Origin of the sequence: Bacteroides sp. AF25-5LB (genome assembly GCF_003602965.1) — a bacterium.
GTDB lineage: Bacteria > Bacteroidota > Bacteroidia > Bacteroidales > Bacteroidaceae > Bacteroides > Bacteroides uniformis.
Map to the genome: position 1 here is coordinate 45,085 of NZ_QTMC01000009.1, position 22,594 is coordinate 67,678.

Below are 22,594 nucleotides of genomic sequence, written 5' to 3' on the forward strand. Positions count from 1 at the left end.
AAGAATTAAAAATTAAAGTGGGGGAAAAGCATGCCTTATTCAAAGTTCTCTAACGTGACTTTCCGCTCTCCGTTCTCCACTTCTTCGATGGTGACCTTGATGGTATTACCTGGCAAGAGCTCCTCTACCAGCTCCGGCCATTCTATGAAGCAGAGGGCGCCGCTGTAGAAGTAATCTTCGTACCCCATGTCATACACTTCTTCCAGTTTCTTGATGCGGTAGAAGTCAAAATGGTAAATCAGTTCACCGGCAGTGTCGGAACGGTATTCGTTGACAATGGCGAAAGTAGGGGAGGTGATGACGTCGGAAACGCCCAACTCCTCGCAAACGGCTTTGATGAAAGTCGTCTTGCCCGCCCCCATTTTTCCATAGAGGGCGAAGACGGTATTGTCGCCCATTTCAGCGATGAACTGGCGGGCGGCTTCATGAATCTGGTCTAATGACTGAATTTTGATTTCCATTGTGTTTATAGATTTCTTTAGCGTTGCAAATATAGCCAAAAACTTTTTCCCGTCTTGCAAATGGCATAGATAATGATGGAAAAGAATATGATGGATGCACCCGAGGGGACATTCAAGTAGAAAGAAATCATCAGCCCGCCCAGGCAACTGAGGTAACCGATGCCGATGGAAAGCCAGATGATGCGGTGGAACCGGTGCGAGAACAAGTTGGCGGTCATCTGCGGAACGGTGAGCAGCGAAATGACCAGCACGATGCCCACCATGCGCAGGCATGCCACGATGGTAAGCGCAATGAACATCATCAGTGCATATTCGAATACCTGCACCGGAATGCCTTGCGAGCGGGCAAACTCCCGGTCGAAAGCCACGTAGATGATAGGATGGAGATACAGTGCAAAAAACAGTATCAGCAGCAGGGCAAGCCCACCCAATAGAGCGATGTCGCTCCAGGTAATCGTGAGAATGTTGCCGAAGAGATAGGCGGACAAGTCGGGTGCGAATCCCGGCGAAAGGAAAGTGAACATAATGCCCAATGCCATGCCCAATGTCCAGAATACGGCAATAGCGGAGTCTTCCCGCATATCCTTCCGTTTGCTGAGCCACTCTACACCGAAAGCGGACAAGACTGCAAACAAGGCTGCCGACAGAATGGGGGAAATGCCGGTATACAATCCCAGACCGATACCGCCGAAGGAGGCATGCGTCAATCCGCCGCTGATGAACACCAGTCTCCGGGTGACGATGTATGTGCCTATCAGCCCGCAAGCAATGCTTGCCAGCAGACTGCCGATGAGGGCATGTTGGAAAAAAGTGTATTGCAGTAGCTCCATTTATTCAATTAAAAATTAAGAATTACAAATTAAAAGTTGGATGTGGAGTGTTAGGAATGGGGGGTGAGACGACGTTCGCCGATAATGAGGAATACTTCATCCTTGATATTCTCCGGCAGGGCTATGCCGCGTAATTGCAGGCTGCGCACCCATCCGGCTACGTCCGTGTCTTGCATGGTGTAGAACACGTCGCGGAACTCGTCTTCCTGCTCGGAAGTATAGGCATCGGGAGCGGTGCCGATGTATTTGTCCAGTTCCTCGTCATCGTAATATTCAATTTGTTTGCTGACGGCTGCCAGTAAGCTGTCACGTTCGCAGATTTCATGCTGTCCGCAGCATTCGGAATCCACTTCCTGCACTTCGGGCATGGCGTCCAGTTCGCCGCGGTCTATCTTCTTCTGCAGTTTCCGGTTGCGTATAATTCCGGCTGTGGCTGCCACGAGGGCAAGGGCAATCAGGCTAATAATCAATATCCACATAGGCCTCCTTTTCTTGAAAAACATGTTCCATTAATAGAACGGACAAAGATACACATTGTTTTGTACACGACAAAATAATGAGTCAGATTGCAGGTAGGCAGATTACTTTCGCCCGACCCAGGCATTACTTGCTTGGAACGTAGTATAAAACTACTTTGGATGCATCCTAATCTTAGAATGTATCCTTTATTCCTAAGAATAAAGGTTATATTCTTAAGAATAAAGGCTGTATTTCTAAGAATAAAAGCTTTATTCTAAGATTGCATTGCATCTTGGCGGACTTTAAATCCCGCCTTTTGCAAGTCTTCCCAGTAAGCAGGGTAAGATTTGGTAACGACCTGTGGTTCATTTATCCGTATTTGGGGCAGTACAAGGCAGGCAGGGGCAAATGCCATGGCCATACGGTGGTCTTCGTAGGTGGCGATGACGGGGTTAGCGTCTGCCGGGCAGCGTTCGCCATCCCATAACAAGATGCTGTCTTGCTCGGAGCGCACGACGTAACCCAGTTTACGCAGTTCCCTAATGAGGGCGGTGATACGGTCGGTCTCCTTTATTTTGAGGCTTTGCAGTCCGGTGAAGCGGAAAGGGATGTCCATCAGGCAGCAGGTGACGACAAAGGTCTGCGCCAGGTCCGGGATGTCCACCATGTCTTCGTCGAGACGGGTGGCGGGAGTACCCTTACGGGTCAGTTTTACTCCCCGGTCTGTATATTCGGTATGGACGCCGAGGCGGGCAAAGACTTCCGCGCCGCGGCTGTCGCCTTGATAGCTGTGGGCGAAGAGACCGAGTAGTTCGATTTCTGCCGTGTGCGCTTCTTCCTTCGTGCTGTCTTCACTTTCTTTTGCGCTACTTCTGTCTCCCCCTTTTATTTTTTCATTTTTAATTCCTTCTATTGCCATCATCTGATACCAGTAAGAGGCGGCGCTCCAATCGCTTTCTACGGTGAAAGGGGTATCCGTGTATCCGCCGGGGCTGACGGTGATGCAATCTTCGGAGACCCAGTCGGCTTGGGCGCCGAAGTCGCGCATCAGTTGCAGGGTCAGGTTGATGTAGGGGCGGGAGATGATGTCACCCGTCAAGTGCAGGCGCAGGCCTTTGGGAAGGACGGCACCAATCATCAGCAGGGCGGATATGTATTGTGAGCTGACATTGCCGGCGAGGGATATTTCGCTGCCGGTCAGTTCTGTTCCGGTGATGCGCAAGGGAGGGAACCCTTCGTTTCCGACGTATTCTATGCGGGCGCCGAGCTCTCGCAGGGCGTCTACCAGTATGCGGATGGGGCGTTGCTGCATGCGTTGCGTACCGGTGATGATTCGGGTGCCAGGAGTTACGCTGAGGTAGGCGGTGAGGAAACGCATGGCGGTGCCGGCGGCAAGGATATCTATATGTCCGGGATTTCCGTCGAGGGCGCGAGTCATCACTATGGTGTCGTCACAATCGCTCAGATTGCAGGGCAGGATATTGCCGTGGGCAAGGGAGTGGAGGATGAGTGCCCGGTTACTGATGCTTTTGGATGCCGGGAGCTGTATGGCTGCGTGCAGTGAGGCAGGAGCGGAAACGGTATATCGCATGGTCGTATTTGTTAAGTTACGGTGGTAAGGCGTTTTTTATTGTCACTGCAAAAGTAGGATAAATCTTTGGGAAATGGAAAAAAGGAAACTTGTTTCTGTGGTTTCAATCTTTCGTTTATCTTTGCGGAAGTAAGTCCTGCTATCGGGACGGATAGATATAATTAAGCATCATTCTTATGGAAATAGATTTAACCACCCCCGCTTTGCTGTTTTCGGCCATATCGCTGATTATGCTGGCCTATACCAACCGTTTCTTGTCCTATGCCCAACTGGTGCGCACCTTGAAGGAACAGTACATGGAGAACCCGTCTTCGGTGAAGGCGGCGCAGATTGCCAACCTGAGGAAGCGGCTCTACCTGACGCGTGCCATGCAGGTGGCGGGTATCGGAAGCCTGCTGCTGTGTGTGGTCAGCATGTTCTTTGTCTATATCCGTCTCCATCTGCTTTCGGCCTATATCTTCGGTTTAGCGCTGATATTGCTGATTGTTTCGCTGGCCATATCAGTGTACGAAATATATATATCGGTGAAGTCTTTGGAGATACATCTCAACGATATGCACGAGTAGCGGCTCTATGGGATGATGTTCCGTACGGGGAGCTCCAGTTCTCCCCAGTCAATCATGGCATTGAATAGTCTGACGGTAGAGAATGAAGGCAAGTCTTCCGGTCTGATGTCTTTTTCCTGCAAGATTCCTTCTTCCAGCAAGGCTGCCCGTTTGGTTCCTTTCAGCAGGGGATGTGCCGGCGTGTACCAGTGGGTGCCGTCGGAAAGGGCGATGTTGGCGATGGAGGTGTCTGTCAGCAGGCCTTGTTTCACAATCAGAATGTCGTCGCATGCGTCGCGCAGGGCAAAGAGGCGGTTCAGCGGTTCGCGTCCGGCGCTTTTGTAGGTGTAGTCGATGTGGTCTGCCTGTATCAGTGCCAGCGAATGCACGTGCCGCATGGTGTAGGGGGAGTAGCTGACATCTTCAATACCTTTCTCACCATACACTACGCGTGCCTTGACGATACCTGCCTCGCAGCCGAGAGACGACAAATGGTCACGCAGTTGTAGCGGTGTACTTTCCGGCCAGAAGTGGGCGCGGGTATCGTTCAGCCTCCGATTGTGGCGGGAAAGGTTGCAGGCTTTTCCGTGGTCGATGCGTATGGTTTCAATAAATAGGCACATATATTTTCTGTATTACTTCGTTGTATTCGCTTTCCCACCGGCTTTTGGCGGTGATGCCGCCTCCTGCCTTGAAGTGGAGCCGGCCGTTTTCCTGCTCGATGAAGCGTATCATGACTGCGCTGTCCAGCTGTCCATCGGCATAATGCCCCATGATGCCGGTGTAGAAGCCCCGTTCGTAATCTTCGGCTTCGGCAATGATTTCCACGGTTTTGGGCTTGGGGGCACCGGTGATGGAACCGGCGGGAAGCAGGCGGAAGAGGATGTCGCCGATGTGTGCGGTATAATCTTCGGGGAGGGTCCCGCATATTTCGGAGCTGGTCTGGAGGATGGGGCCTTTGTTGGTTTGCAGGCGGTCTATGTATCGGTAGGAGGTTACCTCTACGTGCTCTGATACCATACTTAGGTCGTTGCGTATCAGGTCGACGATGGTGGCGTGCTCGGCGGCCTCTTTGGCATCCTGCATCAAAAGCTGTTCCGCATCAGGCAGGGTAGCGTCGATGGTGCCTTTCATGGGGAAGGACTTTATCTTGCCCTTCTCTATGCGGACAAAGATTTCGGGGGAGAAGCAGACGAATCGGTCTTTCAGCCACAGCTTGTACAAGGCTTCGGAGTGGAGGAATATTTCGTCCATTGTCAGATTGGTGCTGACGGGCACCCGGCAGGTGAGGTTTGTCAAGTAGCTGTTGCCCGCCAGTAGATTTTGCTTCACGAGGTCAAACGAGTGTTTGTATGCGGCGGGGGAAGGGGGAGTGATGTCCCACTGAATAAGACCGGCGTATCGGGCGGCTGTTGCAGCTACCCCCACGTTGCCTGCCTTCGGGAATTGGAAAAGGCAAGTGGCGGGATTTATCTGGTCGAGGGGCTCTACGTGCGACTGCTCTTGTGCGTAGTCTACGATGAAGAGGAAGGGCACATTGTCCCCGGCCAGTGCGTTCATGCGGGCGATAGCTTCTGTTCGGTTGTAAGTTTTCATATATCAGTAGACTGCAGAGGATATCACCTGGATTATCAGAATGAGGAATACCATTGCAATGGGATATACCGTGGCATAGGCTACGCTCGGTATGTTGCTGTCCGTCATGGAGTCGGCGGCGGCAAGGCCGGGCGTGCTGGTCATGCCACCGGTGATGGTGCCCAGCAGGTCGAGAATGTTTATCTTGAATACGAACAGTCCGACGATGACGGCCACCAGCATGGGTACCAGCGTGATGGCGGCACCTACGCCGAACAAGAGCCAGCCGCTTTCCTGGAATGTGGCTACCAGGTTCCGTCCTGCCGAGGTTCCCACTTCGGCCAGGAAGAGCAGCAGTCCCAGCTGGCGCAGCAGTTGGTTGGCTGGGCCGGACATAGACCACAGAATGGGACCGGTCTTTCCGATGGCACTGAGGAAGAGGGCCACCATGAGGATGCCTCCCGTCAGTCCCGGTGAGAACGACAGACTGTCCGAGAAGGAGATGTTCAGCTTGCCGAAGAGCACGCCCAGCACGATACCCAGGGCGATGGGAAAGAAGTCGGTGTCGGACAGTTGCTTGTTGTCGTTGCCCAGCAGGCGTGCCACGCCTTTAATACCGTCTTTCTCGCCTACCACCATCAGCTTGTCGCCGAACTTCAGTGCCAGATCTGGCGAGGGGGAGAGGTCGATACCGCTTCGGCGGACGCGGGTGACGGTACAGCCGAAGTTCTTCATCAGGTTGAGGTCGCCCAGTTGTTTGTTTATCATGTCCTTCTTGGTGAGCAGTAGAGATTCAATCTCCTGCATGTCTACGAGTGGCAGTTCGCCTTCTTCGCGCTGGCCCACGAGGACGGCGAGCTGGTTCAAGGCCTCTTCGCTGCCCACGGCTTGTATGTAGTCTCCCTCGTGAAGTATGGTCTGGGCGGTGGGGATGGCTATCTGCTCATTGTGCTTATGGCGTGAGATGACAGCTCCGGTCATGGCGCGCGCATTGATTTGCATCAGGCTCCGGTCGAAGACGGCGGGGTTGGTTACACGGAACAGGCAGGTTGTCAGTTCCGGGAACTGGCTGCGGCGTTCCTTCTCCAGTCGGCGCGCCTCCTTGTCGAGGTCGATGCGCATAATGCGGGGCAGCAGCTTGACGAAGAGGATGACGCCGATGACACCGAAGGGATAGGCGATACCGTAGGCGATGGAGGCTAGCGGAGAGTGGGTGCTGTCGATGGCTACGGCGAGTCCCGGCGTACTGGTCAGCGCGCCGGCTATGAGACCGACCACGCTGGGTGTGTCTATATCGAAAGCGTACTTCAATCCTACGGCTGTGAGGGCGGCAGAACAGATGATGAGCAGGGTGATGACGATAAGTGTCTTGCCCTTGCTCCGGAAGGAGTCGAAGAATCCGGGACCGGCCTGGATACCGATGGTGAAGATAAACAGCACCAGTCCGAAGTTGCCTAACTCTTTGGGGATGATGACGCCGAAGTGTCCGAACAGCAGGGCAATGAAGATGACAGCGGAGACGTCGAGTGAAAGCCCTTTAATCTTGATTCTTCCCAACATGAAGCCTAAAGCCACAATAAGAAAGAGCGCGAAATAGGAGGAGTTTAACAAGTCAGCAAACATAATCAGTTAAAGAGTTAGGAGTTTATGCCACAAAGATAGTGCAAAAAAGTGAGATAGAAAAAGGCATTGTTTTCTTGTGGTATATATTAAGGAGTTAAACCACGGTTTAACTCCTTAATATATATTGGCCTATATGGCCGGTATTCCTGCGTGGGGCAGGGCGGTACTTATTTTTCGAGTTCCTTCAGCAGTTCCTCTACGGCAGCTTTCAGTTGTGTGTCTTCTCCCTTCACGATGGTCTCGGGTGAATTGGCTACCTTGATGTCCGGCTCCAGCTGCGAGTTCTCCAGATAGCTGCCGTCTGGTAGGCGGTAGCCTACGACGGGGATGCCGAATACCAATGACGGGTCTTGCAGGCGCTCCCACGACACGCTGGTCATGGTTCCCGGCACGGGCATACCTACCAGCTTGCCGATGCCGCGGTGGCTGTATACCCACGGCGTGCCGTGCGCATTGGAGTAGTTGGCCTCGCACATCACCATGATGGAGGGTTTGTTCCAGCGGCGGCTGGGCATGTCGCACGCCTCGCGGCCGCGCACCACCTGGGTGAAGTATTTCTGTCCGCTGAAAAGTATTTCTATATCCTCGTGCAAGCGTCCGCCGCCATTGAAACGGGTGTCGATGACGATGCCTTCGCGGTTGTTGTACTTGCCCAGGATGTCCGAGTAGACAGAACGGAAACTGTCGTCTCCCATAGACTCAATGTGCACGTAACCCAATCGGCCACCCGACCATCGGTCAACGTCTGCCGCGCGCTGTTTCACCCAGCGGCTGTAGAGTAAATCGCTGAACGCACCGTTCGTAATGGGGATAATGACCTCTTCCCAGTGCTCCTTGGTCTGCGGGTCGAAGAGAGAAACAAGTGTTTTCTTCCGTGCCTTGTTGTTGAGCAGCGTGTAATAGTCCGCATCGGGGGTGATTTCCACGCCGTCTATCTTTTCGATGACTGTGCCGGCTTTCACCCGGGTGTTGGCTGTGTCGAAGGGGCCTTTCTCTACTACTTCGGCAATGAGCATGCCCCGGCCCGTGTAGTTCCAGTCGAAGAACAGTCCCAGACTGGCAGTAGGCTCGGACTGCCCTTTGGGATAGAAACGGCCGCCGGTGTGAGATACGTTCAGCTCGCCCAGCCATTCGCTCAGCAGTTCGGCAAAGTCATAATTGTTGTCGATATGGGGCAGGAAGCGGCGATAGGCGGCGGTCATCTTCTCCCAGTCCACTCCGTGCATATTGGTATTATAGAATCGCTTCTGCTGCTGGCGGTACACGTGGTCGAACATGTATTCGCGCTCCGCAGCCAAATCCATCTTGGCATCTACCTGGAAGGTGATGGGGGTCAGCGCATCGGATGAAGTGTCCATTTTCTGCATCTTACGGCTGCCCAGCAGGAAGAGGTTTTTACCGTCCTTGTCCAGCTGCATGTCTGCCCATCCGGCATCCATCTTGTGCAGCAGTTTGGTTTCCTTCTTGCGGAGGTTCATCTTCCAGAGGTCGTAGCCACCTTCGAAGGCTGCCAGGTAGTAGAGTGTCTCGCCATCCTTGGAGATGATGGTGCTGCCCATGTCGGAAGAGTTCGGGGTGAGGCGCACCACACGGTCTTCGATGCCTTTCAGCTCTACGACGATGTCTTTCGGCTGGTCATCTTTTTCGTCAGCATTGCTGTCTTTCTTGTCGTCTTTCTTCTTTTTATCCTTGTTTTTGCCTTGGGGGGTGTCCTTCCCGGCAGACTTCTTCTGCTCCTTCTCCAGCTCCTTGTGCAGCTCGTAGTCTTCTTTGCTCAGACAGTATTTGTCGTAGGCGTCTTGGTTGAGGAAGACGAGCATGGCGTCGTTCAGCGAGCCCCATGAGGCGTGGGCACGCATGCCGTAGCGTTCGGTGGTGAAGAGGATGGCGTTGCCGTCCAGCGCAAAGCGGGGATAGCCGCTCATGTAGCCGCTATTGGTGAGGTTGATGATGTCTTTGCCTCCCTCTGCGCTGACCAGGCCGATGTCGGAGTAGGGGTCGTGCTTGTTGCCGGTGAACTCAAGTGTAAACCACTTGCCGTCCGGCGACCATGCGTAGTCAAATCCTCCGCCGGTGCTGTACCAGGTGGAGCCGTCCGTAATCTGGCGCACCTTCTTCGTTTCCAGATTGAGCACCATCAGCCGGATGCGGTCTTCGATAAAGGCGAGTTCCTTACCGTCGGGCGAGAATTGCGGATGGGCACGTTCCACGGTGGTGGAGGGCAGCAGCACTTCTTCTTCAATCAGCGTGGCGTTCGGGAAGTTAGGGTCTTCCTTGCGGGCTATCTTGGCAAGGTAGAGCTGCCAGTTGCCGCCTCGCTCGCTGGCGTAGGCCAGGGTGCGGTTGTCTGGCGCAAAGGAGAGGCCCGCTTCGCGTGCCGGTGTGTGTGTCACCTGCTTGGTAGTGGCATAGTCTGCCGAAGTGACAAAGACTTCGCCGCGCAGCGTGAAGGCAATCTGCTTTCCGTCCGGGGACACAACGGCAGAAGTGGCTCCGTCGGAAGACTGCAGGTTGGCGAATTGCGGCCGGTCATCGCGCACAATTTCTATGGCGACTTTCTTCGGGGTGGCATCCGGCTGCTGGGTATAGATTTCGCCGTCGTAACCGTAGCACAACGTCCCGCCGTCACTCATGGAGAGAAAGCGCACGGGATGTGTCTTGAAGCTGGTGATGGGCTTCACCTCTCGGGGCTGTGCCAGCGGGAAGGCATACACGTTGAATGAGCCGCCGTTTCTCTCACTCAGAAAGTAAACCGTTCTTCCATCGGGTGACAACACCGGGTTGCGGTCTTCGCCCGCGCGGTCGGTGAGGTTGGTATGGATACCCGTCTTTGCATCATACAGCCAGATGTCGCGGGTGATGGAGGAGGTGTGGTGCTTTCTCCATTCATCTTCAAATCCCTTGCGGTCTTGGTAGAGGAACTGCTGGCCCGCCTTGTCGAAGCAGACCGCTTCGGCAGGGGTGCCCAGCACTTGTTCCGTACGCCCTCCCGTTGCAGGTACTTTGTAAAGCTCGGTCATGGCCGACGTGGGGAAAAGAGCGCTGCTTGCCGGGTCCTGGATGGAGGCGGAAAACAAGATATACTTTCCGTCCGGAGTGAATGTGGAGGGTATCTCACCGGTGGAGTGGGTAGTGAGCCGTTGGGCGGTTCCGCCGTCTGCCGGCATCACGAATACGTCGAAGTTGCCGTATCTGTCGCTGGCAAAGGCAATCTGTTTGCCGTCCGGCGACCATATGGGGGTACATTCGTAGCTCTCTTGGGTAGTAAGCTGTGTGGCGGTTCCACCTTTGGCAGGCACCTTGTAGATGTCTCCTTTGTAGCAGAATGCGATTTCCGTACCGTCGGGAGAAATTTGCACATCGCGCATCCAGAGCGGCGTGGCGGCATGTCCGGCAATGGCAGTAAGGCCTAGTGCAAGGATTGCAAGGGTTTTCTTCATAAATGTGTGGGTTGATGTTAATATAGAATGTTTATAAACGTCATGATGCTGTCCACAAGGCAAGGCACGAGGTATGTCATTTCATACCTCGTGCCTTGTATATCTGTTCTTTGGCATTGTTGATGCTTTGGAACTTCTCTTCTGCGGCTTTCTTGATGTCTTCGCCCAGCGTTGCCACCCGGTCGGGATGGTGTTTCAAGGCTAGGCGGCGGTAAGCGGCACGCACTTCGTCATTGGTGGCGGTAGGTTCAATTTCAAGTACTTTATAGGCCTCGTTCAGTGAGCTGCCGCCCAGGTTGAGCATGGATTCCACTTCCTTGACGGATAGTCCCATGTACATGGCCACTTCTTTCAAGGCTTCTATCTCCTCGTTGCAGACGTGTCCGTCGCTTTTGGCAATTTCTACCAAGAATACCAGCAGTTGCAAGCGTTCCTCGTATGTCAGGTTGGCGGCAATCTGCGTTCCACAGTCACGGATGGTGTTTTTAAATGCCAGTGGGTTTTGTCTGTCCATCTGCTTGCGCTGTTCGAAGAGGTTGAGCAGTATTCGTTCTCCCTCGCCCACGGCAGCCTCACCGAATGTGCTTCTCAGAAAGCGGCGGACGAATTCCATTTCACTATGCATGATGCGCCCGTCTGCACGGATAATGTACGAAGCCATCACGAGCATGGAGAAGAGGAAACTGTTCCGTTGCCCGGTATAGGTAGTGCCGCGCGTTGGTTCTTCTCCATAATAACTGCCTGCGTCATTTGAATCGGTGTCGAACAGTGAACCGAATACAAAACCTGCCAAGGCTCCCAGCGGTCCTCCGGCCATGAAACCGATGATGCCGCCTATCCATTTAGCTGCTCCCATAATTTTTCTTGTTTAAAGTGCAAAAATAGAGATTTCTTACGAGAATTCCAGTAATTTGATGGGCTATTCCCACTGAAGCGAATAGCACCGTCTTCTTTTTGTACATATTCAGCATATTCATGGCAGCAAGTCTGTCATTAAGAAATACTATAAAAATTAAGGAGTTAAGTCTTAGACTTAACTCCTTAATGCTCAACAGTCGGGATGACAAGATTCGAACTTGCGACCACACGCCCCCCAGACGCGTACTCTACCGGGCTGAGCTACATCCCGTCTTTCTTTGAATTGCGGTGCAAAGGTACGTATTTATGGGGATTCTGCAAATTTTCTTCCTCTTTTTTTGTATTAATAATGAGTTTTTTTTCTTTTGATATGCGTAACTTGTTGTTTTGTAGTTGATTATCAGCTGCTGTGATGTTGATTGTTGTTTGTATTTGTTTATATACAGTCTACTTTAATATTTTAGGAAAGTTTTAGGGAGAAAACGTGGCAGAAATTAGGTATATATTTTCTTCTGTTAATCAGTATTAAATAGGCGATATTTTTATAAACCTATTTTTCTTCTTTTGAGAAATAACCCTATATTTTTGCTGCACTTTAATATTTATAATATGGCAACATTTAAAGTGCTTTTGCATTCCTCTAATAGGAGGAAGGATGGAACCTATCCGGTTTCATTGAGAATCATAAAGAACATGAAAGCCAAGTATATTTCACTGGGGCTTTACTCCAAGAAGGAGGAATGGGACGTTATTGGTGAACGTTTCAGATGTGATAAGCGTGTCTGTCCTAATTATAAGGAATTCAATGCGCGAATAGTTCAACTGCTGGCACGCGCTCAAGAAGTCGAGCGCCATTTTGAGTTTGATAGGATTGATTGGACGCTGAATCAATTCGAGGATGCTTTCCTATATAAGGATAAGAAGGGAAAGTTCTTGGATTTCGCATTGTTGTGTATTAAAGATATGAAAGAAACGGGACATATCGGTAATGCAAAAGTGTGGGAAAAGGTCATCTGTAATATGAAATTGTTCGACAAGAAGCTGTCCACACGTTATTTTCAAGAGATAGACATCAAGTATGTTTCCGCCTATAATTCTTTTATGGAAAAGAAAGGGTGGTGCGGCAACACCCGTAAGCACGATATGAAGACGTTAAGGGCAATATTGAATCGTGCTATCGTTGCTAAGGAATGTTCTTCGACTTCTTATCCTTTCGGTAAAGGTGGTTTTTGTATTTCCGCATTGGAAGAAGAGACCCGTAAGCGGTATTTGCCTCAAGAATATCTGCTGAGATTGATGAACCGGCAGTTTGAGAACAAGCCCAAGGAAATTGCAAGGCGCTTGTTTCTGTTTTCTTATTTCTGTTATGGGATGAGTTTCATTGATATGGCTAATCTGAGGAAAGGGAATATAAGAGTGGAGGGTACTTCTGTACATATTATATATAAAAGGCATAAGACGGAACACAGTAAGAATGCCAAATTCATTCGAATACCCATGACTGATGAACTGAATAATCTGCTTCTGTGGTTCAAGTCCAACAGTGTTCTTGTAGGTGATTATCTTCTTCCTCTAGTGTCGAAAGACTATGATGGTGAGAAGCTTTATGACCATTTGCGTCGTAGACTGGCACGCTATAATGAGCGTTTAAAAGAAATCGGCGAGGAGCTTGGATTTACAGAGAAATTAACAAGCTATGTGAGTAGACATTCCATGGCTATGACCCTACAGACTAACGGTGTTCCTCGTGAAATGATAAGTCAGGTAATGGGACATAAAGACCTGGAGACTACCAATACTTATTTGGATAGTTTCGGTGATGTTGAAATAGAGAAAATGACAATAAATTCATTGTATAAAATTAACGTAAATTTATAAAAGGGCATGAGAAAGAAAAAAGAAGAGAGTATTGAGAACTTTTTGAATAAGCTGATACGGGCAAAGGGTTGTTTTGACGTTGCGGAGATGGAAAGCTATATTAAAAGAACCACTTCATATGATAGGGATTTGCTGGATAGGCAAATAGAACGTGTTGAGAAACTTTTGGATACGCGTTATGGACATTATGGAAAAATAACGGAGGAGAATGAAGTTGAGGCCTGGAGACAAGGTTTTTATGTTTTAGAAAAATTAGGTGTTACTCTTGATGATGTACGTCGAATGATTGGCAAATTCAATATTGAGGAGGATTCTCCGATGGGGATTCGAATTCGGCAAGACTGGAATTATCTTGGACATTTACTGAATGATTATTTATATCTAGAGAATGCTAATTTGATTACTTATTTGAAATTGTTGAAAGATAGTCAGAAACGAATAGGAAACCAGAAAATGTACAGCGCCTATTCGGATATGCAATTGGATGCTGTTTATGATTATTTGTGTAAGGAGGAATGGATTGACCCTTCTAAAAATGAGAAATTGAATTTTCGTAAGGTGTTTAGGGCTTGCGGCTTGGATGTTACGCAGAAAATAAAATTTAATACAAGAAAACGTGGAGCTAAAGCTTGTTTACGAGTTGTTGTTGAAGTTTTGACGGGTGGTTTTTCAGCAGTTTTAGTAAATCAATATTTTAGTGATAATGAAGGTAAGGAATTGAATTTGGCTTCTCATAATAGAGTGCCTTCATATGATGACTGTAAGAATGAATTAAAACTACTCCTTGCACAGACTGCCTAGACGTAAATTTATGACTTTGCGACTTTTTAAATCGGTATATGATATTGGTAATCAATAGTGTATGCCGATTGTTGTTGTGCTTTATGTCGCATTTTAAATTTGTATGTCTCTTTTTTATTCCTTTATTTTGTGTCAAAATTAAAAAATATGGGAAAGAAAAAAGAAATACAAATAAATGGTTTGACTGTTGATGAACTGAAGAAATTGATTGGTGAGGTTCTGAATTCCTATTTTGGTAATATGAAGAGTTCTAGTACTGAAATTATTGGAATTGACGAAGTGTGTAAAATAACGGGGCTTTCTAAACACACGGTTTATAAAAAAACGTCGAATAAGGAGATTCCTTTCTATAAATCTACTTTAAGGAGGAGGAGTGTTCTGCGGTTTAGGCGTTCTGAAATAGAAAATTGGATACTGAGGCATTCTATAGGGACGGTTGATGAATACCTCGATGCGCAGGATGCTTTATAATAATATGAATAATATAATTAAAATAATAACAATTTAAAAAAGGAGGCAGTAATGTATGACTCAATAAAAATTGTGTTGTCCGAAAAGGACTTGAATAATGAAATTAGTTTCATGGAAGAGATTCCTTGCAGAATTGTTGTGAGTGTATGTTCAGAGAATAGGGTTGTCGGCTATCTGAGGAACATGCGGGTAGAAGTTAGGGGAACTACTTTGGTGGTAGAAGGTAGTCTGACTAAGTGGGTATTGGGTAATAATTATGCAAAGCCTTTAGGGATATGGGAAATTAGAAGTGGGGTTAAGGCATTGAGTGTGGCTCTTGGTGTCCCTATTGAAAAGGCTGTGGTACAGCGTTTGGATGTTGCTTTCAATTTCCGTGTGAAGCATATGCCTTGGTTATATATGCGTAGGTTGTTGTATTCGGATGGTTTCTATAGTGCTCATATAAAGAAAGAGACTTTGTATTTTAGCAAGCATGATTGTCAGATGGTGTTTTATGATAAGATAGCTGAAATGAAAAGTTGTAAAAGGACGGATGATATAAAGCAGGGGCTTGAGGATTTTGAGGATTTGAATGTGCTAAGGTATGAATTCAGATTCAAGAAGGTCAAGTCCATTTTCGGTAGGACAATCCGTGGAGAGGATTTATATACTACGTCCTTTTGTTTGTTGGTACTGAAAAAATGGTATGATTGTTATATGGATATACAAAAGACATATGATATAGAGCTTTCTTATTGTATGTTCAATAGTAAAAAGGCTTTTGAGCTTGCATGTGTTGCTTATTGCATGAATCAGTTCAATGTGTATGATATGCTGGAAGAAGCTTTTATCAGACGGGATATTAGTAGCAAGAACAAGTATGATATAAAGGAGGTGTTGGCGAAGGCTAAAAATGTGGGGATTGATTCACTTAATGCAGCTTCCATGATAGATGAGCTGACCTCTAAAATAGAGCATGCATATGTCAAGTTAAGAAGTAGATATGATGTTGCTCCTGAGCGTTTGGAAAGATTGAATAGGTGGGTGGATAGAGGAGTGACTGGAATGCCCAGTTAGAATATGGTTTATATTCGTTTTTCTGCATGGTATATATTGAAGTCGGGTTCCTCAGTAGGTCTGTTATTGATAATGAAATAAAACGCGTAAAAATGCTTTTATATAATCAATAACAATTTCAATTATGCAGGTGAGTTGAAATGGGCAAGGTATTGGTTGTTGTTACATTAGGAAGGAGGTTTTGTGTCATTGCAGAGCAAGACCTCCTATTTGTAATGGATTTTATTATGAAAGATTTAAATATTGAAATTTAAGCTAGATTTGATGAAAGTCCGTAAAGCTTCTGTGAAAAAGAAAAGCAGTCTCCGAAGAAACTGCTTTAGAAAAGAGTCTCGGTCGTACGACTCCTGACGACTCCGTCTTTCAGCATGGCCTGAATCCGTTCCGGTATAAAACCTCTCCTGCTTTCATCGACTCTTTTAATAAAGAAGAGAGTGGGCGAAGCTGCTCTTCTGATGTAAATGTCATAAGAAAATTTGAGAACACCAACGAAAGGAATACAGAGTTAAATATAATTAACCAAGAAGATAAATTAAAAAAGAGCTTCGATTACACACTTCCTGGTAATTCTGAAACAGACAGGGGTCAGTCATTAACTGTTTTTAGCTCTGAAAGCTCTCTTTTAATTCCTAAAGATACAACAAATCTAAATATTGAACAACAATTTATGGACGAAATTATAGAGAAAGCTAAGAAATCATCCCCTATTGGTACAGAAAAGACGTGGGGAAGTAAGGTTTATATAAATGCTGGAATAGGATGAACATGTTGTCTGTGTACTTTATTTATATTGGTGTTCATTGTGTTGTTACGCTTTCACTACTTTATAAAAGATTATGTAATAAATATTTGGTCAGTCAAAAATAATTAAATATATTTGTTCTTCATAAGGTATAAATGTGCTATATACAGTGTGTTAGTATAGTGCATTGAGTATTAATATGAACAAATATTGGGATTATGGCGACTAAAAAGAACGGCTTTAATACTGGAATTGCTAGTGAGTATTTGGTGTTGTCCATGTTGTATCGGTTGAATTATGAGGCTTATATAACAATGGGAAATAAGAAAAGTGTTGATATTTGGATAATGAGGGATGATAAAACTGCTGTCTCGATTGATGTAAAATCTGTTCGTGAATATGATTCTATTCCCGTAGGTAATGTGGAGGCAAAAGATAACCACTATGTTATATTTGTGATATATAATAAAAAATTTGAAATTGAAGGTACTCCTACACTGCCTGATTTTTATATAGTTCCTAGTTCATATGTGGTAGAAAAACGGAAAAAATTTAAAAGTAATCATGTTGATATATTTAAAAAAGATATTGAAGGATATAAAAATCGTTGGGAGCTGTTGAATTCTTCTATTAAAAGTGGGAATGTTACATATGGTGAACAAATAATATAGCCAACTATATGGAATTTAATTTTTAAAGATTAGGTTATGGAAATATTGGGAATATTGTTTTTTCTTGTACTTCTTGTTGTATGGGTTGGGTTAAGTGCTGAAGTAGGTAGTACTGCTAGAGCATTTGGTAGAAGTGAGATTGGGTGGATAGTTTTGTCTCTTCTTTTTTCTCCTTTGTTTGGTGCGATAATGGTACATTGTCTTGGAAAGAGTAATGATGAACCTGCATGGGCAGACTCTGTTGAAGAAGTAAAAAAACAGTTTAGTAAAGAGACTGAGGATGAACGCATAATTCGTGAGGCTGATGAAAGAATAGCTGTAAAAAGAGATGAAAGAGTGAAATCTACTGATGTGAAATAATTATTTTTTAAGTTTATTATGTCGGAAAGTAATAATAAAGAAGAAGTGAAAGTTCCATGGTTTTTTATTGGAACGATTTTGTTTGCAATATTATTGAGCTTGTTGTTTTTGAATCCCGACACAAGTAATTCACCTACAGAAGTCTCAGAAAAAGAGTCTTTAAGCTACAGTGATACTATTTTAGTTGCTAATGATAGTATAAAGGATAGACTTTATGCTGAATATGGTTTACAAGTTTTAAAAGTGAATTATGATAAGTACCATAATGATTGGATTTTCAAATTAAAAAATGTGAGTAATCGTATAATTGGTGATAGTAAACAATTATCTTTAAAATTGACATATAAAGTAACAGATTTGAAGACTGATGAAGTTGTAAAGGCAGATTATACATTTCTTAATGTTAATAAATTGCAAGTAGGAGAAACAATTCAGCTTCATCCTAATGTTAGTTGGTCAGCTTATGTTGGAGTGAAATATAGGATAGATTTTTGGATGGAAAATCTTCCTATGTGTCCTTATTTTTTGAAATTAAATTATTGATTTTTTTGTTTCTTTATAAGAATGAATAGTAAAGAAGAAAAACATTTAGTTAGTTCTCGGTGGAATGACTGCAGTACAATGAGTATTATTCATACTCCTACTGAGGAAGAGAGGAAAAAAGCAACTGATGAAATGGTTGACAATGTAATTAGTAATGTTGAGAATTTTTATTCCAATAAAAACGAACAAAATATAAAAGACTTGAAAGATTGTCTGAAAGATGTTTTGAGGGAGGAAAAGAAGCTTCAACGGAAAATTTCTCTTGGAGTGAAGAAGTACAAAGAGAAATTATCAAAAGATTATATAGAAACTGGGTATGAAATAGAGTTGTCTTTGGCAGAACAATATATAATTAGTATCTTGGATAAGTATGTAGAAGAGGGTGATTTTGATATGGTAGAACAATATATGTTCTATATGTTTAGAGATTATGGGGTTGACCTGCTTGAAAATTACGAGATAGCCGATAGAGTTAAATATATAAAGAGAATTCTTCCAGCTTTGATAGATATAAAGGTGAGAAATTCTATATTAGAAGAAATTACAAAAATGATTTCTAATGATATTGAGGATATTAAATTTCTAATTGAAATTAAAAGGGAGCTGTTTGTATTGGAGCAGAAAATAAGCTCTCGATAAATAATTTAATTATAAAAGGTTGAATGCCGTTTGACTATTTTGTTGAATGGCATTCTTTTTATATATGGCTTGCCACTATAAGGAAGATAATATTGTGTGTTCTGGATATATGGGGATTTACATTGAAGAACCGCGTTGTAAATAATGGTCTGCTTTGTTGTCCGCGGTTAAAGAATGTCCGAACTTTATAGTGTACTAAAATAAATGATATTATGGTTTGTTTCGGAGTTGATTTGTATCGATTTTCATTAATTTGTAATGATTGTTTTAGAAAAGTTGTATATAAAAAAGAAAAAGGAGATGAACAGATTGTTCTAACTCCTTCTATATCTGAAAGTAATATTAAGTTCTTGAAAATTAGCTCTTTGTTTCCCCCAGACGCGTACTCTACCGGGCTGAGCTACATCCCGAATTGCGGGTGCAAATGTACGGCTTTATTTTAAAATAGCAAATATTTATAGTGCTTTTTTTATTGAATGAACCTATATTTTGCAGTTTCAAGGCTTTCGGCCAACGTGCCCTACTCTCTTTTTACTTGTATGCCTGCTTCGCAAGGCAATGGCTTTGAGCGGGCAGGCATACTTTGAATGAAGTTATTGCAGGTTTAGGCTATTTCTTACGGAAGTGACAGCCGGACTTTCGGGCGTTACGGATTTCCGGGTACAATAATCGAATTCCGCAGACTTTTCGCCGCTGAATGATTTCCATTTCAGTTTCAATTTAACGGTCTTGCCTTCTGTATCAGGCAGGGCATCCAACTTGAAAGCAACCAGACCGTCCGCATACCTGCCGTAAATATCGCCCTTGGCATTGTGGCGGAATTCTACTTCATACGGGTTTTCCGGATTCTCGCTCAGCAGCAGATTGACAAAGTGCTTTGTTTGATAGTCTCCTTGCTGAGTTCTAAAGCGAAGGGTTAGATAACCGTCTTCTGCAATGGTCACCCAATCGTTCACAATTTCCACCGGGTCGGTGCCGTATACGGTATCGTTCTCTTCACCCAAATCCGGGGCGATGGGTTTGGTAAGGATACTGTCTATCCAGTTTATATGTACAGCTTGGGTGTAGATATCGCTGGGCTCGTCCACTTCCTTGTAGTTTACCAAAGCGCGGACTTCCTTTTCGCCATAGGGAGATTTCGTCATGTTGGTAGGCAGCAGAGTGGTCTTGTCATCCAATTGCAGAAAGACTGTCTGGTCTGCATCGGTCTTTACCGTTACCAGGGCATTGGGGAATCTCATGGCATAATTATCATCGTCGTCCAGGCATGATTGGAGGCTTAAGGAACTGATGGTTGCAATAGCGATTAAAATTTTCTTGTTAAAGATTGACTTTATTTTCATAGTGTACTCTTTTAAATTAAACATTCGGAATAGGCTTCACTTTTATAAAAATAGCATATTTGCGAAAACCCTGCATGCGGCATTGTTAATTAATGATAAGAGCCGGAGTAAGCTGGTGCGGAACATTATTCCCCGATACATGAAAGATATTTGTATATCAGGTGGAATATGATTATCTTTGCTGTATGAGATGCACATCTCGCGTGTGTTGAGATGTATGTCTCGAACTGCATGAGATGTGCATCTCGTGCATGTTGGGGAATAGCTGTCAGGCCGTATGGAAACTGGCTTTCTGTTGAGGGGAAGTAAACTTCGGGTGGGGTGTCGGCAGTCTGGTTGCAGTAAGAAACATTATGTTCATTGTGAAAAGAGTATGAGTATAGTCTATTTGGTTCGAAAGAAGGTTTTCCGCACGGCGGAAGGGGTGAAGCAACTCTATTATGCTGTGCAGCGTGTGTTACAGCGGCGTGGAGGTGTGACGGCAGAGCTGCTGGCGCAGCGTATGGCATCCAGAAAAGGGATGAGTTCGGGAGACGTGCAGAGTGTATTGATAGATTTGCCGAAGTTTATAGAGGAAGCGCTGATGGAGGGAGAGTCGGTGACCATTAAGGGGCTGGGTTCCTTCCATGTGGCGGTGACGAGTGACGGGTTTGAGCATCCCGACGATGTGATGCCGGGCAAGGTGCGCTTATCTCGTGTCTATTTTCGTCCGGATAAGTCGCTGGTGGCGAGGCTGAACAGCGGGATGGATTTCTACCGTTATCCGCTTAGCCGATATTTCCCTCACGATATGTTGCGGCCGGAAACGCTGCGAAAGGAGCGGGCCGAGGGAAAGACGGGAATTCCGGATGAAGACCCGGTTGGGATGGAAAATGATACGGAGGACTTTTCGGGGGAGGAGTGAGCGATGAATGTGGAAGAATTCAGAGAATACTGTCTCTCCTTGCCGGGAGTGCTATGCTCCCATGCACTCCCTATAAAAGTCGAACATCTCGAAGATAGTATCCTTGTCTGCCGTCTGGTTGAGACAGATGTTACCCACTTCTTTCAATAGGGTGAAGTTGATGACTCCGGCGGTATTCTTCTTGTCATGCTTCATCAGTTCGTACAGCTGGTCGTACTGTTTGCAGTTGAAGGAGAAGCTGCCATAATTCTCTTTGACGAATTGGATGGTCTGGCGCATCTTGTCCTTCGGGAATCCGGTCTTTATATAAGAAAGGTATAGTTCGCAGACCAGCCCCCATGCCACTGCATAGCCGTGCAGCACCGGACGGTTTTCGGCAAGGGCGAGGCTTTCGAAGGCGTGTCCCACGGTGTGCCCCAGGTTCAGGGCTTTGCGGATGCCATGTTCCTGCGGGTCTTCTTCTACGATGTGTTCCTTTACCTGCACGGAACGTCCTACCATGGACTTCAGCAAGGCATAATCTATCTTCTCCGTATCGAAGGCCAGCAGTTCCGCCAGATGTTCCGGGGTACTGATGAGGCCGTGCTTCAGCATCTCCGCATAGCCGGAGAAGAAGTTATGGGCATCGAGGCTGCGCAGGAACTCGGTTTCCAGCAGCACGCAGGCGGCAGGAGCAAAGACGCCGATTTCATTCTTCAGACCGTTGAAGTTGATGCCCGTCTTGCCTCCCACGGAAGCGTCGACCATGGCGAGCAGCGTAGTGGGAACGTTGATGTAGGCGATGCCCCGCTTGAAGGTGGAAGCGGCAAAACCGCCAAGGTCGGTCACCATGCCACCGCCCAGGTTGATGAGCAGGGAGTGGCGGCTGGCCCCTTTCTCACTCAGGGCTTGCCATACGGCAGCCAGCGTTTCCAGATTCTTGTGTACGTCTTCTGCACCGATAATAATTTCTTCCGCTTCTTCCAAGGCGGGGATACCGTCCAGATGCGGGCGGCAGAGGCGGTGGGTATGCTCGTCGGTAAGGATGAAAAGCTTGTCATGGGGACACTTCGCTATGGCATGCGTCAGGCTGTTTGCCAGTCCTTCGCAAAGGATTACTTCTTGTTTACTCATCTTGTTAATTACAAATTACGAATTACCAATTACTGATGTTACGGATTATGAAGGAAAGGGGGCCTTCTTCATTATATTGTGGCACAAAGATAGCTCTTTTGGCAATAAAACGTTATCTTTGTCCCGTGAAATTCTATGGGTGGCAAGGCGTTTCCGTCATCTGCCTCCCACTATTTGTAATTAGTAATTTGTAATTGATTGATAGAAATGAGAGCATTACTTCCCGTTTATTGCCGTCCGCTGGGTTATTTCATCATAGCTTTGGCGTTGTTCCTCCCTTTCATATTCCTATTGTGGGGAAAAGTGACAGATGCCAACTTGCTGTTTTACAAGGAATGCTCCAAACTCCTGATGATGATGGGGGCACTGATGATAATCTTTGCCTTGACGAAGAACGAGAATAAGGAGATAGAGCAGGTGCGCAACAAGGCCACGCGCAATGCCATCTTTCTGACCGTTCTTTTTATCTTCGGCGGTATGCTCTACCGGGTGGCGCAGGGTGACCTCCTTTCGGTCGATTCTTCTTCTTTTCTCATATTTCTTATATTGAATGTGCTTTGCTTGGAATTTGGTATAAAGAAAGCGACAGTTGATAGATTATTTAAGCGGAATAGTCGATAAACGGAGCAAATCGTCATGTGGGGCATTAAACCTTTTGCCCGGAAGTCTGTCAAATGAAACAGTGAATAAA

General features: G+C 46.3%; 22 protein-coding genes and 1 tRNA gene. 11 read left to right on the top strand and 12 right to left on the bottom strand.

All coding sequences use genetic code 11. The features are described from left to right. Positions 1-35: 35 nt before the first annotated feature. The 4 genes from tsaE to DWY57_RS11390 form a co-directional block, all read right to left on the bottom strand. Entirely contained in the window at positions 36-461 is a 426-nt protein-coding gene (gene tsaE, locus DWY57_RS11375) for a tRNA (adenosine(37)-N6)-threonylcarbamoyltransferase complex ATPase subunit type 1 TsaE (protein ID WP_057097246.1), read from the bottom strand. A gap of 17 nt (positions 462-478) precedes the next feature. After that, complete coding sequence (locus DWY57_RS11380; protein WP_055288494.1) at positions 479-1,291, bottom strand: metal ABC transporter permease; 813 nt, start codon at positions 1,289-1,291, stop codon at positions 479-481. Between the two features lie 50 nt (positions 1,292-1,341). After that, positions 1,342-1,770 carry a phospholipase gene (locus tag DWY57_RS11385; RefSeq protein WP_119961776.1) on the bottom strand — a complete coding sequence of 143 codons (429 nt, stop codon included), beginning with the start codon at positions 1,768-1,770 and terminating at the stop codon, positions 1,342-1,344. 254 nt (positions 1,771-2,024) lie between these two features. Beyond that, complete coding sequence (locus DWY57_RS11390) at positions 2,025-3,341, bottom strand: 3-phosphoshikimate 1-carboxyvinyltransferase (RefSeq protein ID WP_117951628.1); 1,317 nt, start codon at positions 3,339-3,341, stop codon at positions 2,025-2,027. Between the two features lie 176 nt (positions 3,342-3,517). Here DWY57_RS11390 and DWY57_RS11395 point away from each other — a divergent pair, with 176 nt between their 5' ends. After that, on the top strand, positions 3,518-3,907 hold the full coding sequence (locus DWY57_RS11395) for a DUF2721 domain-containing protein (RefSeq protein WP_057097244.1): 390 nt from the start codon (positions 3,518-3,520) through the stop codon (positions 3,905-3,907). A 5-nt stretch (positions 3,908-3,912) separates the two neighbouring features. On the opposite strand, the gene DWY57_RS11400 is transcribed toward DWY57_RS11395, so the two are convergent. From DWY57_RS11400 to DWY57_RS11425, 6 genes are all read right to left on the bottom strand, one after another. Further along, positions 3,913-4,509 (bottom strand): aminotransferase class IV family protein, encoded by a 597-nt coding sequence (locus DWY57_RS11400; protein WP_117964907.1) that lies wholly within the window; start codon positions 4,507-4,509, stop codon positions 3,913-3,915. Continuing rightward, positions 4,493-5,482 carry an aminodeoxychorismate synthase component I gene (locus DWY57_RS11405; RefSeq protein ID WP_117964905.1) on the bottom strand — a complete coding sequence of 330 codons (990 nt, stop codon included), beginning with the start codon at positions 5,480-5,482 and terminating at the stop codon, positions 4,493-4,495. Before DWY57_RS11405 ends, DWY57_RS11400 begins: the two co-directional genes overlap by 17 nt. Positions 5,483-5,485: 3 nt before the next feature. Continuing rightward, positions 5,486-7,084, bottom strand: a complete 1,599-nt coding sequence (locus tag DWY57_RS11410; protein WP_117599288.1) for a TrkA C-terminal domain-containing protein — start codon at positions 7,082-7,084, stop codon at positions 5,486-5,488. 167 nt (positions 7,085-7,251) lie between these two features. After that, positions 7,252-10,524, bottom strand: a complete 3,273-nt coding sequence (locus DWY57_RS11415) for a S41 family peptidase (RefSeq protein WP_119961777.1) — start codon at positions 10,522-10,524, stop codon at positions 7,252-7,254. Positions 10,525-10,600: 76 nt separating this feature from the next. Further along, positions 10,601-11,380 carry a DnaJ domain-containing protein gene (locus tag DWY57_RS11420; protein WP_119961778.1) on the bottom strand — a complete coding sequence of 260 codons (780 nt, stop codon included), beginning with the start codon at positions 11,378-11,380 and terminating at the stop codon, positions 10,601-10,603. Positions 11,381-11,579: 199 nt separating this feature from the next. After that, a tRNA-Pro gene (locus DWY57_RS11425) sits at positions 11,580-11,653 on the bottom strand. Between the two features lie 338 nt (positions 11,654-11,991). On the opposite strand from DWY57_RS11425, the gene DWY57_RS11430 reads away from it, so the two are divergent. The 8 genes from DWY57_RS11430 to DWY57_RS11465 all read left to right on the top strand — a co-directional run bounded on the left by DWY57_RS11430 (position 11,992) and on the right by DWY57_RS11465 (position 18,543). After that, positions 11,992-13,260 (top strand): site-specific integrase, encoded by a 1,269-nt coding sequence (locus tag DWY57_RS11430; protein ID WP_055288506.1) that lies wholly within the window; start codon positions 11,992-11,994, stop codon positions 13,258-13,260. Positions 13,261-13,266: 6 nt separating this feature from the next. Continuing rightward, complete coding sequence (locus tag DWY57_RS11435) at positions 13,267-14,061, top strand: hypothetical protein (protein ID WP_005835134.1); 795 nt, start codon at positions 13,267-13,269, stop codon at positions 14,059-14,061. Between the two features lie 147 nt (positions 14,062-14,208). Continuing rightward, positions 14,209-14,532, top strand: a complete 324-nt coding sequence (locus DWY57_RS11440) for a helix-turn-helix domain-containing protein (protein WP_005835135.1) — start codon at positions 14,209-14,211, stop codon at positions 14,530-14,532. A gap of 51 nt (positions 14,533-14,583) precedes the next feature. Further along, the gene (locus DWY57_RS11445) at positions 14,584-15,588 is read left to right on the top strand and encodes a phage/plasmid replication protein (protein WP_005835136.1); all 1,005 of its coding nucleotides are present in this window, start codon (positions 14,584-14,586) and stop codon (positions 15,586-15,588) included. Positions 15,589-16,548: 960 nt separating this feature from the next. Beyond that, positions 16,549-17,001 carry a hypothetical protein gene (locus DWY57_RS11450; RefSeq protein WP_055288480.1) on the top strand — a complete coding sequence of 151 codons (453 nt, stop codon included), beginning with the start codon at positions 16,549-16,551 and terminating at the stop codon, positions 16,999-17,001. A 36-nt stretch (positions 17,002-17,037) separates the two neighbouring features. Further along, positions 17,038-17,361, top strand: a complete 324-nt coding sequence (locus DWY57_RS11455; protein WP_119961779.1) for a hypothetical protein — start codon at positions 17,038-17,040, stop codon at positions 17,359-17,361. 18 nt (positions 17,362-17,379) lie between these two features. Further along, positions 17,380-17,904, top strand: a complete 525-nt coding sequence (locus DWY57_RS11460) for a hypothetical protein (RefSeq protein ID WP_055288478.1) — start codon at positions 17,380-17,382, stop codon at positions 17,902-17,904. A 21-nt stretch (positions 17,905-17,925) separates the two neighbouring features. Then, positions 17,926-18,543 carry a hypothetical protein gene (locus DWY57_RS11465; RefSeq protein ID WP_055288477.1) on the top strand — a complete coding sequence of 206 codons (618 nt, stop codon included), beginning with the start codon at positions 17,926-17,928 and terminating at the stop codon, positions 18,541-18,543. Positions 18,544-19,136: 593 nt separating this feature from the next. Here the strand turns inward: DWY57_RS11465 and DWY57_RS11475 are convergent. Beyond that, a complete protein-coding gene (locus DWY57_RS11475; protein ID WP_165491384.1) occupies positions 19,137-19,886 on the bottom strand; it encodes a NigD-like protein in 750 nt (249 codons plus the stop codon). Between the two features lie 373 nt (positions 19,887-20,259). Here DWY57_RS11475 and DWY57_RS11480 point away from each other — a divergent pair, with 373 nt between their 5' ends. Beyond that, positions 20,260-20,790, top strand: coding sequence for an HU family DNA-binding protein (locus DWY57_RS11480; RefSeq protein ID WP_008665685.1), 531 nt, complete (start codon positions 20,260-20,262; stop codon positions 20,788-20,790). A 51-nt stretch (positions 20,791-20,841) separates the two neighbouring features. Here the strand turns inward: DWY57_RS11480 and aroB are convergent, their stop codons facing one another. Next, positions 20,842-21,903 (bottom strand): 3-dehydroquinate synthase, encoded by a 1,062-nt coding sequence (aroB, locus tag DWY57_RS11485; protein WP_117974686.1) that lies wholly within the window; start codon positions 21,901-21,903, stop codon positions 20,842-20,844. A gap of 207 nt (positions 21,904-22,110) precedes the next feature. Between aroB and DWY57_RS11490 the strand changes: the two genes are divergently transcribed. Then, positions 22,111-22,524, top strand: coding sequence for a hypothetical protein (locus DWY57_RS11490; RefSeq protein WP_016274145.1), 414 nt, complete (start codon positions 22,111-22,113; stop codon positions 22,522-22,524). Positions 22,525-22,594: the final 70 nt, after the last annotated feature.